The 14041-nt window shown below is 45.7% G+C and carries 13 protein-coding genes; 12 read left to right on the top strand and 1 reads right to left on the bottom strand.

Annotation, left to right across the window (positions count from 1 at the left end; translation table 11 throughout):
• The first annotated feature begins 66 nt into the window (after positions 1–66).
• Complete coding sequence (gene udk, locus DCL27_RS10905) at positions 67–708, top strand: uridine kinase (protein WP_005284102.1); 642 nt, start codon at positions 67–69, stop codon at positions 706–708.
• Between the two features lie 36 nt (positions 709–744).
• On the opposite strand, the gene DCL27_RS10900 is transcribed toward udk, so the two are convergent.
• Positions 745–1680, bottom strand: coding sequence for an EamA family transporter (locus DCL27_RS10900; protein WP_035600499.1), 936 nt, complete (start codon positions 1678–1680; stop codon positions 745–747).
• Between the two features lie 210 nt (positions 1681–1890).
• Here DCL27_RS10900 and dcd point away from each other — a divergent pair, with 210 nt between their 5' ends.
• From dcd to DCL27_RS17695, 11 genes are all read left to right on the top strand, one after another.
• A complete protein-coding gene (gene dcd / locus DCL27_RS10895; protein ID WP_005284107.1) occupies positions 1891–2472 on the top strand; it encodes a dCTP deaminase in 582 nt (193 codons plus the stop codon).
• Between the two features lie 39 nt (positions 2473–2511).
• On the top strand, positions 2512–4314 hold the full coding sequence (asmA, locus tag DCL27_RS10890) for an outer membrane assembly protein AsmA (RefSeq protein WP_035600502.1): 1803 nt from the start codon (positions 2512–2514) through the stop codon (positions 4312–4314).
• A gap of 271 nt (positions 4315–4585) precedes the next feature.
• Entirely contained in the window at positions 4586–5944 is a 1359-nt protein-coding gene (gene dcuC / locus DCL27_RS10885; RefSeq protein ID WP_005284115.1) for an anaerobic C4-dicarboxylate transporter DcuC, read from the top strand.
• 569 nt (positions 5945–6513) lie between these two features.
• A complete protein-coding gene (rfbB, locus tag DCL27_RS10880; protein WP_035600504.1) occupies positions 6514–7602 on the top strand; it encodes a dTDP-glucose 4,6-dehydratase in 1089 nt (362 codons plus the stop codon).
• Entirely contained in the window at positions 7602–8492 is an 891-nt protein-coding gene (rfbD, locus tag DCL27_RS10875; protein WP_035600507.1) for a dTDP-4-dehydrorhamnose reductase, read from the top strand. The genes rfbB and rfbD overlap by 1 nt, the downstream gene beginning before the upstream one ends.
• A 40-nt stretch (positions 8493–8532) precedes the next feature.
• Positions 8533–9414: a glucose-1-phosphate thymidylyltransferase RfbA gene (rfbA, locus tag DCL27_RS10870; protein WP_035600510.1), complete on the top strand. Its 882-nt coding sequence runs from the start codon at positions 8533–8535 to the stop codon at positions 9412–9414.
• 45 nt (positions 9415–9459) lie between these two features.
• Complete coding sequence (rfbC, locus tag DCL27_RS10865; RefSeq protein WP_035600513.1) at positions 9460–10002, top strand: dTDP-4-dehydrorhamnose 3,5-epimerase; 543 nt, start codon at positions 9460–9462, stop codon at positions 10000–10002.
• A gap of 27 nt (positions 10003–10029) precedes the next feature.
• Positions 10030–11268 (top strand): oligosaccharide flippase family protein, encoded by a 1239-nt coding sequence (locus DCL27_RS10860; RefSeq protein ID WP_133175561.1) that lies wholly within the window; start codon positions 10030–10032, stop codon positions 11266–11268.
• Entirely contained in the window at positions 11265–12191 is a 927-nt protein-coding gene (locus DCL27_RS10855) for a glycosyltransferase (RefSeq protein WP_109691505.1), read from the top strand. Before DCL27_RS10860 ends, DCL27_RS10855 begins: the two co-directional genes overlap by 4 nt.
• A complete protein-coding gene (locus DCL27_RS10850; RefSeq protein WP_109691506.1) occupies positions 12191–13492 on the top strand; it encodes a hypothetical protein in 1302 nt (433 codons plus the stop codon). Before DCL27_RS10855 ends, DCL27_RS10850 begins: the two co-directional genes overlap by 1 nt.
• Positions 13482–14039, top strand: a complete 558-nt coding sequence (locus DCL27_RS17695) for a DapH/DapD/GlmU-related protein (protein WP_109691507.1) — start codon at positions 13482–13484, stop codon at positions 14037–14039. The genes DCL27_RS10850 and DCL27_RS17695 overlap by 11 nt, the downstream gene beginning before the upstream one ends.
• Positions 14040–14041: the final 2 nt, after the last annotated feature.

Raw genomic sequence — 14041 nt, 5'->3', positions numbered from 1 at the left:
GCACCGGTCCTCCCGATCCTTTCGTGCCTTGCCCCGTCGAACTTATACATACCAGGTCTTATACACATGACTGACAACACCCACCAGTGCGTCATTATTGGCATCACAGGCGCATCCGCCTCAGGCAAAAGTCTGATTGCCAGTACCCTCTACCGTGAGCTGCGCGAGCAGGTCGGTGAGGCGCATATCGGTGTCATCCCGGAAGATAGCTACTATAAAGACCAGAGTCACCTCACCATGGAGGAGCGCGTCAAGACGAACTATGACCATCCGAGCGCCATGGATCATAACCTGCTGTTTCAGCATCTGCAGATGCTGAAGGCGGGCCAGGCCATCGAGTTGCCGCAGTATAGCTATGTCGAACACACGCGCGTCAAAGAGACCATCCACCTCGAACCGAAGAAGGTGATCATCCTGGAAGGGATCCTGTTACTGACCGATGCGCGCCTGCGCAACGAGCTGAACTTCTCTATTTTCGTCGACACCCCGCTGGATATCTGCCTGATGCGCCGCATGAAGCGCGACGTCAACGAGCGTGGGCGTTCCATGGAGTCGGTGATGGCCCAGTACCAGAAGACCGTACGCCCGATGTTCCTCCAGTTTATCGAGCCCTCCAAGCAGTATGCGGACATCATCGTGCCGCGCGGCGGTAAGAACCGCATCGCCATCGATATCCTCAAGGCGAAGATTAGCCAGTTCTTCGAATAAGACCGAATGACGGCGTGGCGCGCGGCCTTTATTCCGTCAGCGTGCGCCGTCCTGGGTTGAACTCAGCGACTCCAGTTTTCCCTCCCGCGTGCGCGCATCGCGCGAAATCAGCAACACCGAGGCGATGATCAACAGCGATCCCAGCCAGTCCATGACGCCGAAGGTGATCCCCAGCAACAGCAGCGAGAGTAGCGCGCTACACAGCGGCTCGGCACAACTCAGTATCCCGGCCTTGGCGCCGCCGATGATCTGTGCCCCCTTCAGATAGAGACTGAAGGTGAGCGCCGTGCCGATGATGATCAGGTAGAACGCCGCCAGCAGGGTAGCGCTATCCATGCGCACCTGGGCGGTTTCGCCGGCGAAGAAGGGCATCAACATCAGGCCGCCCAATAGCATGCTCCAACCGACGATCGGCAGGGTGCCGAAGCGGGCGATCAGGCCGGCAGGGTAGGTGGTATAGAAGGCGGAGGCGAAGGCCGAGGCGATCCCCCAAAACAGGGCGGCGCGCGAGATGGTCAGCGAGGTCGGGTCACCATGGGTGACCAGCAGGAAGGTTCCGGCCAGCGAGGTGGCGATGGCCAGCGTCACCGCCAGGCTGGGGCGCTGGCACCGGGCGAGCGCGAACCAGGCGACGATGATCGTCGGCGAGAGGAACTGCAGCACGGTCGCCGTGGCGGCGTTGGAGCGTTCGATGGTCATCAGGAAGGTTAATTGCACCATGATGGCGCCCAGTAGCGTAAACCACAGCAGGCTGAGTAAATCCCGACGCCGGGTCAGCGGCGCAAACACCTTGTCACCGTTGAGAAAGGAGACCACCAACAGGATCCCGCCGGAGAAGGTGAGACGGAACATGGTCAGCCATTGGGCGGATAAGCCGGTCTTTTGCAGAATATATTGCGCACAGACCCCCGAACTCCCCCAGAGGGCGGCGGCGATCAACACATACCCCATTCCTTGCCGTAAATTGCCCATGGCGTTCTCCCTGTACGCACGTTGGTTACGCCATGATGTTAATGGTTTATGCTGATGGCGGCAAAGCCTGCGGCATTTTTTTTCTTCCTCCTCGTATCCCCGGGGAAAATAGCGCCAATGTCACTGAATCATTTCGGAAAAATAGGTAATCGGGTAAGATGAGGCGATGGGCAGCCATGCTGCATAGCGATAAGACGGAGAAGAACGATTATGAGACTGTGTGACCGCGATATTGAAGCATGGCTAGACGAGGGACGCCTGAGTATCACACCACGTCCGCCGAGTGAGCGCATCAGTGGGGCGACGGTCGATGTCCGTCTGGGAAACCGCTTCCGCGTCTTCCAGGGGCATACCGCTCCTTATATCGATCTGAGCGGCCCCAAGCAAGAGGTGGCCGAGGCGCTCGAGCGGGTGATGAGCGATGAGATCCTGCTGGGCGAGGATGAGGCCTTCTTCCTGCATCCCGGTGAACTGGCGCTGGCGGTGACCTATGAGTCGGTGACGCTACCGGATGATCTGGTCGGCTGGTTAGATGGACGCTCCTCGCTGGCGCGTCTGGGGCTGATGGTGCATGTGACGGCGCACCGCATCGATCCCGGCTGGCAGGGCTGCATCGTTCTCGAGTTCTTCAACTCCGGCAAGTTACCGCTGGCGTTGCGTCCCGGCATGCCGATCGGCGCATTAAGCTTTGAACCGCTCTCCGGCCCGGCGGCCCGCCCCTATAATCGACGAGAAGATGCCAAGTATAAGGGGCAGCAGGGCGCGGTAGCCAGCCGGATCGATAAGGACTGAGCCGCAGGGCTGTAATGGACGAGTCAGACTGAGGATGGCATGAGACGACTTCTTACCATGTTGATGATCCTGCTGGTGGTGGTGACGGCGGGGCTCAGTGCGTTGCTGTTGCTGATCAACCCCAACGATTTCCGTGCCTATATGGTGAAGCAGGTACAGCAGCGAACGGGTTATACGCTGACGTTGGACGGTGACTTACGCTGGCGCGTCTGGCCACAGTTAAGCATCCTCACCGATCATATGTCGTTACGCGCCGATGGGGCGCTACAGCCGTTGATCAGCGCCGACAACATGCGCTTGGATGTGCGCCTCTGGCCGCTGCTCTCGCATCAGCTGGATGTGCGTCAGGTGATGTTGAAGGGGGCGGTGATCCGTCTGAGTCCCGATAGTGAGCCGCAGCAAGTCGCCAGTGCGCCCAGCTCGCCGGTCGCGCGTAGCGAGGCCATCAGCGACATGGCGTGGCGACTGAACATCCAGAAAGTCAAAGTAGAGGATAGCCTCGTCATCTGGCAGCCCCCCGAGGGGGAGCCGATCAACCTGCGCGACATCCAGCTGTCTCTCGATCAGAACGCGCAGCGCCAAGTCGCGTTGAGCTTCTCGAGCCGTATCAACCGCGATCAGCGTGACCTCCTGGTTAACCTCGAGGCCAGCGTCGATCTGCGCCACTATCCGCAACAGTATCAGGCGCAGATCAGTCATTTTGACTATCGCTATAGTGGCGCCGGTTTGCCTGCGGCGGGGATTGCTGGGCAGGGGAGTACCTCGCTGAGTTATCAGGCGACGCCGGCGACGGTCACCCTGAACGGGCTGACGCTGAGCGCTAACGACAGTCAACTCCAGGGCGAGATCGCGGCAACGCTGGGCGCTCATCCTGACTACCGGGTGACACTGCGCGCCGATAAGCTCAATTGGGATGCGTTAAGTGGGTGGCAGGGCGTCGATGTGGCGGCAGCCAAAGAGGATGCGCTGACCTCTCCGCCGCCCTCGCCGGTGATCTCCCAGGTTTCCGCCCCGATAGCGGATAATAATCTGCCTTTCCTACGCGACTTTAGCGCGGCGGTGAATATTCAGGCCAATCAGTTGACCTACCATGGCTTGACGATCCATGGATTCGACTTACAGGCCAGTAACCAGCAGGGGAAAGGGGATCTGACGCGCCTGAATGGGCGTATCGACAAGGGGAGCTTTGCCATCAGCGGTACGCTGCAGAGCCTGGCCGACCAAGCGCCGCGCGTGACGTTACAGCCTCGTTTGCAGCAGCTCGCCCTACAACCGGTGCTGAAGGCGTTCGCCTTGCCGGAGTTTATCGACGGCCGCTTGTCGCTGGAGGCCAATCTGCGCGGCAATGGTATTGCGCCCGCCTCGCTACTGCGCCATTGGCAGGGGGAGGGCACCCTCACCATCGATAACGCCCGCCTAGAGGGGTTAAACATTGCGCAATTGGTACAGCAGGCGGTGAAGCGTAGCCAACGCGGCATACAGGCCGACGAGCGGCTAGATACCTTCACCACCTTCCATTCCCTGCGCGCCGAGGCGGCGCTTCGCGATGGCCGATTAACGTTGAACCGCTTGAGCGGCCAGTCACCGCTGTTGGATCTGAACGGCAATGGCAGCGTCGATCTGGCGAATCAGCGCTGCGACATCAACCTGGGGGTACAGGTATTGCAAGGTTGGTCTGGGCATAACGAGCTGGTGGCGCTGTTGCAACAGGCGCGTATCCCGCTGCATATTTACGGCGATTGGCAACAGCTCAACTATCAGCTCAATGTTGAGCAGGCGTTGCGTGGCTCGCTGGAGCAAGAGGCGCGCGATGCGCTGAAAAATTGGTTGAAACGGCGCTAGTGTTCCCACTGGGCTACGCGCCCCGCACCTGATCTCCCCATGGCGAAAGTCGCGGGGAGATATTCAGTATAAAAATATATCCTGGCTCACACTCTCCTGGTTGCCACGCATTTCACTTCGGAAAAACTTGACCAATATCAGTAAAATAATCTTATCGTTTGGGCACAGTGCAGGAGTTTCAACGCTAGCAAAGGGAATTGACAACCAATAAAGGCAGGAAGAATGCCTGTTCGCGAGGTGTTGCGCCTCCGTATACCTATTGAGGAACACTATGCTTGAGTTACTGATTGGGATTGTGGTCGCCGTTGGCGTCGGTCGTTATATCATTAAAGGTTATTCCGCCACTGGCGTGTTGATGACCGGCGGTCTGCTGTTGCTGATCATCAGTGCGTTGTTGGGGCATGACATCCTGCCGGCGAGCGCGAAATCCACGGGTTGGCGTGCGACCGATATCGTCGAATATGTCAAGGTTCTGCTGATGAGCCGTGGCGGCGATCTCGGCATGATGATCATGGTGCTGTGTGGCTTTGCCGCCTATATGACACACATCGGCGCCAATGATGTGGTGGTCAAGCTGGCCTCCCGACCGTTACGCTACATTAACTCACCTTATCTTTTGATGATCGCGGCCTACTTCGTCGCCTGCCTGATGTCGTTGGCGGTCTCCTCCGCCACCGGGCTAGGCGTACTGCTGATGGCGACGCTGTTCCCGGTGATGGTCAACGTCGGCATCAGTCGTGGAGCGGCGGCGGCGATCTGTGCCTCGCCGGCGGCGATTATCCTGGCACCGACCTCCGGTGACGTGGTGCTGGCGGCGAAAGCCTCCGAGATGCCGCTGATCGACTTCGCCTTCAAGACCACGCTGCCGATCTCGCTGATCGCCATCGTCTGCATGGCCATCGCCCACTATTTCTGGCAGCGCTATCTGGATAGCAAGGAGCAGGTGCAGCATGAGATGCTGGATGTGAGCGAAATCACGACCACGGCGCCCGCCTTTTACGCCATTCTGCCATTCACCCCGATCATCGGCGTGTTGGTATTCGACGGTAAATGGGCCCCGCACCTGCATATCATCAGCGTGTTGGTGATCTGCATGCTGTTGGCCTCGGTGATCGAGTTCCTGCGCTGTTTCGATGCCAAGAAGGTGTATACCGGCCTAGAGGTCGCTTACCGCGGCATGGCGGATGCCTTCGCCAGCGTGGTGATGCTGTTGGTGGCCGCCGGCGTCTTCGCCCAAGGGTTAAGTACCGTCGGCTTTATCAGTAGCCTGATCGAGTTGGCGCAATCCTTCGGCACTGGCGGGATTATCATGATGCTGGTGCTGGTGGTGATCACCATGCTGGCGGCAATGACCACCGGCTCCGGTAACGCGCCGTTCTATGCCTTTGTCGAGCTGATCCCGAAGCTATCCGGCCAGATGGGCATCAACCCGGCCTACCTGACCATCCCGATGTTGCAGGCTTCTAACTTAGGGCGTACTTTATCGCCGGTCTCCGGTGTGGTGGTGGCGGTCTCCGGGATGGCGAAGATCTCGCCTTTCGAGGTGGTGAAGCGTACCTCGGTGCCGGTGCTGGTCGGCCTGGTGGTGGTGATCGTCGCCACCGAGTTTATGGTACCGCTACACCGCTAAGCACATACGTAATCGCGCTATGAGCAGGCAGGCCAATTGGCCTGCCTTTTTTGTTTCATGGTATGAGCGTCAGGAGGAGGGGCTGCGGACGCCGATACCAGCGCATATGTAAGAGGAAATATTCAGTTTTTTCTATATTTCATCTGATATATTAAGCCATTAATCTATTGCCTATTGAGCGGTCAGCAGGAAAATTATGGGGTATAAAGATTAATTGAACAGGCTTTTTTGGCCAAAAAGCAATCGATCCCGGAAAAATTTAGTAATATTTAGCTTTTCATCTTGCCTGCACAGGCGAGAAGGATAAAAATCTGGCACTGTACTTTTGGCTAGGTTGGCGCGTGGGGAGTTGTGTTAACCCTACTGGATAATGAGGGAGCAAACAGTCACTAACATGATGTTCTGACAAACATTATTAGGTGGCGCGACTCAGGTATGAGCCAGGTAAGCGGGATGATGGGTGAGCGGTCAGTGCATTGGTAGCTGTAGAGCCAAGGGCGGTAGCATAGTCATGACCTTTGTGGTTATTTTTCTTATAAATGTTCATAATTTAATTAAAGAGTAAACACGTGAAAATTCTAGTTACTGGTGGTGCTGGCTTTATTGGTTCGGCGGTGATTCGCCATATTATTAACCAAACCGATGATGAAGTTGTTAATGTCGACAAGCTGACCTATGCGGGTAATTTAGAGTCTTTGGCTGAGGTTGCAGAGAGTTCACGTTATTGCTTTGAGCATGCCGATATTTGTGACAAGGTTGCGATGGTGCGGATTTTTTCTGAGCATCAACCCGATGCCATCATGCATCTGGCGGCTGAAAGTCATGTTGATCGTTCGATTTCAGGACCTGCGGCATTTATTGAGACCAATATTGTCGGTACTTATGTGTTGTTGGAGTCCTGTAGACAATATTGGTCTTCATTGTCCGCGGAGAAAAAAGCGGCATTTCGTTTCCATCATATTTCTACTGATGAGGTCTATGGCGATCTTCCTCATCCCGATGAAATGGCGTCGGAGACTGTGTTACCTCTGTTTACGGAACAGACTGCCTATGCTCCTAGCAGTCCTTACTCTGCATCAAAGGCTTCGAGCGATCATCTGGTAAGAGCTTGGATGCGTACCTATGGCTTCCCGACGGTAGTGACCAATTGCTCTAATAATTATGGTCCTTATCATTTCCCTGAGAAATTGATCCCGTTGGTGATTTTAAATGCCTTAGAAGGTAAGGCCCTACCCATCTATGGTAAGGGCGATCAGATTCGAGATTGGTTGTATGTCGAAGATCATGCACGTGCGCTCTATACCGTCGTTACTCAGGGTAAGGCGGGTGAAACATACAATATCGGTGGTCATAACGAGAAACAAAATCTGGATGTAGTACATACGATTTGTGACCTGTTAGATGAGATTGTACCGAAAAAAGAAGGCTCTTATCGCGATCAGATTACTTATGTCGCGGATCGGCCTGGACATGATCGTCGTTATGCCATCGATGCGCAGAAAATCAGTGCAGAGTTGGGCTGGAAGCCAGTAGAGACCTTTGAGTCTGGGATCCGTAAGACCGTGCATTGGTATTTGGATAATCTTCAGTGGGTGAATAATATCAAGAGTGGTGCTTATCAAGCCTGGATTGAGCAAAATTATGAGAGACGAATCTAATGCATATTCTGTTATTTGGAAAAAATGGCCAGGTTGGTTGGGAGTTACAGCGCTCACTGGCCCCATTGGGTAAAGTGACGGCTATCGATTTTGACTCAATAGATTACTGTGGTGACTTTAGTAATCCTAATGGTGTGGCTGAAACCGTTCGACGGCTTAAACCTGATGTGATTGTTAATGCAGCAGCTCATACTGCAGTCGATAAGGCTGAAAGTGAGCGGGAATTCGCTGAGTTACTGAATGCAACTAGCGTAATGGCTATTGCCAAAGAGGCCGAGCAGTTAGGCGCTTGGCTAGTGCATTACTCTACAGATTATGTTTTTGATGGTAGCGGGGATACGCCGTGGGTTGAAACAGATCTAACTGCACCACTTAATGTTTATGGCGAGACTAAATTGGCTGGAGAGATTGGGGCAAAGCTTTGCTCTCGCCATCTGATCTTTAGGACTAGTTGGGTATATGCCGCTCGCGGTACTAACTTCGCTAAAACTATGTTGCGCTTGGGTCAGGAACATCAGGAAATATCGGTGATCAATGATCAGTTTGGTGCTCCAACAGGGGCTGAGTTGCTGGCTGATTGTACCGCACATGCTATACGGATTGCACAGAATAAGCCGACAGTCTCTGGGCTTTATCATCTGATTGCATCAGGAACAACGACCTGGTTTGATTATGCTCAACTAGTTTTCGCTAAGGCAAGAAAAGCAGGACTTGATCTTACTGTGGGGCAAGTTCGTGCGGTACCGAGTAGTGCTTTCCCAACACCTGCGAAACGGCCTCATAACTCCCGACTGGATACGACAAAGTTTCAACAAACGTTTAATCTGGTATTACCAGATTGGCAGGTCGGTGTAGAGCGAATGTTAGACGAGATCTTGCATACACAATAATAATTTAATCTTAAGTATTAATTTAAAAATAAGATATAAAATGACCATACAACGAAAAGGAATAATCCTGGCTGGTGGGTCAGGTACTCGCCTCTATCCTGTAACGATGGCAGTAAGCAAACAGCTATTACCTATCTATGATAAACCTATGATCTATTATCCTTTGAGTACCCTTATGTTAGCGGGTATTCGCGATATTTTGATCATCAGTACACCACAAGATACTCCTCGCTTTGAACAGTTGCTGGGAAATGGTAGCCAGTGGGGATTAAATCTGCAATACAAAGTACAACCTAGTCCTGATGGGTTAGCGCAAGCGTTTATCTTAGGTGAAGAGTTTATTGGTAATAGCCCATGTGCATTAGTATTGGGAGATAATATTTTTTATGGGCATGATCTACAAAAACAATTGGAGGTGGCCGCAGCAAAAGAGAGTGGCGCAACTGTTTTTGCATACCATGTAACTGATCCTGAACGTTATGGTGTAGTGGAGTTTGATAACCAAGGAACAGCGATCTCGTTGGAAGAAAAGCCTATAAAACCAAAGAGCAACTATGCAGTTACAGGGTTGTACTTCTATGATAATGATGTTATCGAGATAGCTAAAAGTTTGAAGCCTTCTGCTCGAGGTGAGTTGGAAATTACAGATGTTAATCGTATTTATCTTGAAAGAGGGTGTTTATCTGTTGCTATGATGGGGCGTGGTTATGCGTGGCTGGATACAGGGACTCATGAAAGTCTTATTGAAGCGAGTAACTTTATACAAACAATAGAAACACGCCAAGGATTAAAGGTTTCTTGTCCAGAGGAAATAGCATATAGAAAAAATTTTATTGACTCAGCACAGGTAATAAATCTCGCGACTCCTTTGGCCAAAAATGCATATGGTCAATATCTTTTACGTATGATATCTAAATATTAATTTCATCATTAGTAAAAAATCAACAATTTTAAGCAGAGTTGTGTTATGAAAGTAATAGAAACAGCAATACCTGAGGTTTTTATTTTTGAACCTATAGTCTTTGGCGATGAACGAGGGTTCTTTTTTGAGAGTTTTAATCATAAAATCTTTGAGGATGCGATAGGACGTGCTATAGATTTTGTTCAAGATAATCACTCTAAGTCATCTAAAAATGTATTGAGAGGACTTCATTATCAAGATGCTCCTTATGCTCAGGGAAAACTTGTCCGCTGTGTGGTAGGCGAGGTGTTTGATGTGGCTGTTGATATACGTAAAAATTCATCAACATTTGGTCAGTGGGTTGGTGTGAACTTATCGGCTGATAACAAGCGTCAGCTATGGATTCCTGAAGGTTTTGCTCATGGCTTTGTCACATTAACCGATACTGCAGAATTTTTATATAAAGCTAGCAACTACTATTCCCCTAAACATGAGCGAAGTATCATTTGGAATGATCCCTCAATAAATATTAATTGGCCAGTAAAAAATGCTGATGTGATCTTATCAAATAAAGATAAAATTGCGAAAGATCTATATTCTTTAGTTTAATCTAAGGATATGTATTGAGAGGTCGGTTTGGAAAAAACCTTATTAAAAAATATATTTTCAATGTTCAGTATCCAAGGGATTAATTATTTAATCCCTTTAATTACTGTTCCATATTTAGTCCGTGTGTTAGGTTTAGATGGTTTTGGAAAATATAGCATAATACTCGCTGTAATCCAATATTTAGTCATATTAACTGATTATGGTTTTAGTTTATCAGCAAGTAGACAGATATCGTTGAATATAGGCAATAAAAAAGTAATATCTCAAATATTTTGTGCTATTATTTGCTGTAAAATTGTCATTTCTCTATTATTATTTCTGACTCTTTCTTTTATTATATTACATAGTACAACGTATAAAGGAGATTTTTGGCTTTTTTTCAATGGCTTTGGTATTGTAATAGGTGCATCTTTTTTCCCTGTTTGGTTATACCAGGGATATGAAAAGATGCATTGGATTGCCGTTAGCAATTTCATTGCTAAGATATCTGGGTTATTAATGATATTTTTGTTTGTTAGAAATAGAGGGGATATTAATCTAGCTATAATGGTACAGAGTTATGCTGGGATGATCGCTGCAGCATTTGCTTTTTTTGAAGCGAGGCGTGGCGATTTTATATATTTTATAATCCCAACACTCCAAGATATAAAGAAACAATTAAAAATGGGATGGAGTATTTTCCTATCTACGTTTTTTGTTAGCATGTATACAACAAGCATCCCTCTTATTCTTGGATTTAATGCTGGTGCTGAAGCAGTTGGTATTTATAATTCCGCTGATAAGCTTAAGCAGGCATTGCAAGGAATTATTGGCCCAGTATCTCAAGCTATTTACCCTCGTTCAAACAGACTTATGATGGATTCATTAGCTCAATGTGTTCGCTTTGTAAATAGAGTGTCTGTTATTTTAATTCCCATGATGCTTTTATTAAGTGTAGTTTGTTATTGCATGGCTGATTATATTGTATTTATAGCTTTTGGTCCTGAGCATCTATCATCTGTTTATGTTTTTAAAATTATAGTATGGATCCCTCCAATTGTAGCACTAGCTAATATGCTTGGTATTCAAATAATGCTTCCGTTAGGTCTTAATAAACAGTTTGGATTGGTATATGTTATTATAGGAACTATTGGATTACCACTTATGTTTATAACATCTTATTTTTATTCATTTATTGGTGTGTCGTACGCATCTCTTTTTTTAGAGATTATAATTGTATCTATTTTTTCTTATATTGTATTTAAGAAAGTAAAAGGGAAGTTATGATTTATCTTTCAATCTGCATTCCAACAAAAGATCGTTCAGAGCAAGTGAAAAAAACAATTCAATCCATTCTCGATGATAATGTAAACAAGAGTTTTTACCAAATTGTCATATCAGATAACTCTGATGGTTTAGAAACAAAGGAGTATTTAGATACACTTCTTTCGTATGGTATTAATATAAAATACTATAAGAATGAAAAACGTGGATTCTATAATTCAATACAATCTCTTTTATTGGGAGATGGAGAGTTATTAAAACTACACAATGATTATACTTCTTTTAAAAAAGGAGAGTTTGATTATTTAGTTAATCAAGCAATTAAAAATGTTGATACTAAACCATTAATGTTCTTCTCTAATGGTGTTTTACATCTTCGTAAGGATGAACAGTTGTGTGGTAGTTTTAATGATTTTATTTCCATAGCTAGCTACTTGATTACATGGAGTTCATCATTTTCGATATGGAGGAGTGACCTTGAAAACATGAAGTCATCTCAAGAGGATGTTGATTCTATGTTCCCACATACAAGCTTGTTACTTAATAGTCAGTGTGATAAATATAAAATAATTGATAGGGAAATGTTTAGAAATATTAAAGTAGAGAAAAAAGGTGGTTATAATATATTTTATAATTTCTGTATATTGTTTTTAGATATGCTGAAAAATGTAAAAAAAGAAAATCGCATTTCCTTTTTCACATATGAAAAAGTCAAGTTTGATCTGTACCGTAATTTTATATTGACATGGTATTATAGAACTATAATTGATAGTAAATCGAATTATACATTTGATAATAGAGATGCTGATATTAATATAAAGAAGGCTTATGGCTTGTTTGGTTTACTTGGTGTAAAAATTATTGTAAGAATAAAATCATTATTAGTCCTCTCAAGAAAAATAAAATATAAGAAAGGGAATAAATAATGAGAGGAAGAAAAATAAACATATTGCTTTTTTTTAGTATATGGTGTGTTTTATTAGTGATTTTAGGAGGTGCATATAAAACTCCCCTTGGTAATATTAGTACTTTTCATATAATATTTATATGGGGAGTGATTTGCTTATTTTTTTTGATGCAAAGAAAAAGAATAGGTGGTGGGCTTTTAAAATGCTGTAAGATATATTATTTATATCTATTTTTCGTATCTTCTCTCTCTTTTATATCTTTAGTCCAATTCTCTTTTTTTAATATTGGCGATTGGCTTTTTATTGATATTCAGTTTAAAAGAATAATTCAGATTTTTATGTCATGTTTATTTTTGGCAGCAATAGTAAATTATGTTACGCTAAGAATGACACCACGAAGAATTTTTTTTTCCACACTAATATTCTTGGTCTTTTTGCTTATTTTTACATTGATACAGTTAGTGGATGACTCCTTTAGATTATGGTATTTAAATCTAACCGCCATAGATGGATATTGGTATGAATGGGCTCAAAAGAGTAATCGAGCAATAGGTTTGAAGGCAATGGCGATATGGGACACATCTATTGCGTATTCTATATTGATATTTATTGCATTTTCATCTTATCATCTATCTTATGGGAAAATATCATCTTTCTGGTTGTTTATATATATATCCATATTATTTATACTGATCATTTTAAGCGGTAGAACTGGATTGATATTTTTAATCTGCTTCTTTAGTCTTCTTTCAATAAAATATAAAAAATATTCATTTCTTGTTATCTTCTCTGTTATATCAATAATTGGTATCGTTTGTATAGTTAATTTATTTAATAGCTCTTTGGTTTCTCATGTGATTGATTTTGCATTTGAGCTAATTATTAATATTTTCCATGGAAAATTAGAGACAAACTCTACTGATGATCTTTTGAATAATCATTTATTTATTCCTCATGTGAATGATGTGATCTTTGGTGACAATATTTTTATTGGAGATGGTGATGAGATTAAATCTCGGATTGGCCGATCATCAGATTCTGCTTTCGTAATTAATTATGTGGCATATGGCTTTGTTGGGGTTTTTATTACATCAATATTGGCTTTTTTGAGTGGTAAAATGTTCTTCTCTTATTTTTCCTTAAAAAATAAAAACTCTTTTTATTACATGGTAGCTATACTTTGTATGTTATTATCGTTTGGATTATATCTAAAGATATTAGTATATGTAAGTGCAACTCTATTAAATACAATGATATTTGTAACGATTTGCCTACAGAATATGTCATTAAGTACTGAAGGGGGAATTGATGCGAAATGAAAGAATGTTAGTTTTAGCAATGAGGATTATTCCTTCTATTTACAGACGATTTAGAAGTCGGTTATATGGAGTGGCGCTAAATGCCAAAGGCTTAAAGTTAGGAAGAAATACAAATATATCTGGGACAAAGAATATAGTATTGGGGAACAATGTATTAATTGGTAATCAGTCTTGGATCGATGCTATTGATGAGGGGAAGATTATAATTGGTAATAATGTTTCACTAAGCCAAAATGTACATATAGCTGCAAAACTGAATGTTCTCATTGGTGAAAATTGCTTAATAGGAAGTGATGTGTTAATAACGGATCACAATCATATATATGGAAAGGAGTATGCTAACATAGCGCCTAAAGAGAGAGGGATAAGTATTAAAGGAAAGACGATTATTGGAAGAAACTGCTGGCTGTGTGATAATGTAAAAATATTAAGTGGTGTAGTGCTTGGTGATAATGTAGTTGTCGCCGCAAATTCTGTTGTAACAAGTGCTTTCCCTTCAAACTGTGTTATCGGTGGCACTCCTGCTCGCATAATAAAAGAAATTTAACT

This window comes from Edwardsiella tarda ATCC 15947 = NBRC 105688, from assembly GCF_003113495.2.
In the GTDB taxonomy this organism is placed as follows: domain Bacteria; phylum Pseudomonadota; class Gammaproteobacteria; order Enterobacterales; family Enterobacteriaceae; genus Edwardsiella; species Edwardsiella tarda.
The sequence above is the reverse complement of the archived record's forward strand: the minus strand, read 5'-3'. Positions and strand labels throughout refer to the sequence as shown.

Bases quoted from the DNA above. Each gene is read 5' to 3' on its own strand.
- udk (WP_005284102.1), top strand. From the start codon at position 67: ATGACTGACAACACCCACCAGTGCGTCATTATTGGCATCACAGGCGCA.
- DCL27_RS10900 (WP_035600499.1), bottom strand. From the start codon at position 1,680: ATGGGCAATTTACGGCAAGGAATGGGGTATGTGTTGATCGCCGCCGCC.
- dcd (WP_005284107.1), top strand. From the start codon at position 1,891: ATGAGACTGTGTGACCGCGATATTGAAGCATGGCTAGACGAGGGACGC.
- asmA (WP_035600502.1), top strand. From the start codon at position 2,512: ATGAGACGACTTCTTACCATGTTGATGATCCTGCTGGTGGTGGTGACG.
- dcuC (WP_005284115.1), top strand. From the start codon at position 4,586: ATGCTTGAGTTACTGATTGGGATTGTGGTCGCCGTTGGCGTCGGTCGT.
- rfbD (WP_035600507.1), top strand. From the start codon at position 7,602: ATGCATATTCTGTTATTTGGAAAAAATGGCCAGGTTGGTTGGGAGTTA.
- rfbA (WP_035600510.1), top strand. From the start codon at position 8,533: ATGACCATACAACGAAAAGGAATAATCCTGGCTGGTGGGTCAGGTACT.
- rfbC (WP_035600513.1), top strand. From the start codon at position 9,460: ATGAAAGTAATAGAAACAGCAATACCTGAGGTTTTTATTTTTGAACCT.
- DCL27_RS10855 (WP_109691505.1), top strand. From the start codon at position 11,265: ATGATTTATCTTTCAATCTGCATTCCAACAAAAGATCGTTCAGAGCAA.
- DCL27_RS10850 (WP_109691506.1), top strand. From the start codon at position 12,191: ATGAGAGGAAGAAAAATAAACATATTGCTTTTTTTTAGTATATGGTGT.
- DCL27_RS17695 (WP_109691507.1), top strand. From the start codon at position 13,482: ATGCGAAATGAAAGAATGTTAGTTTTAGCAATGAGGATTATTCCTTCT.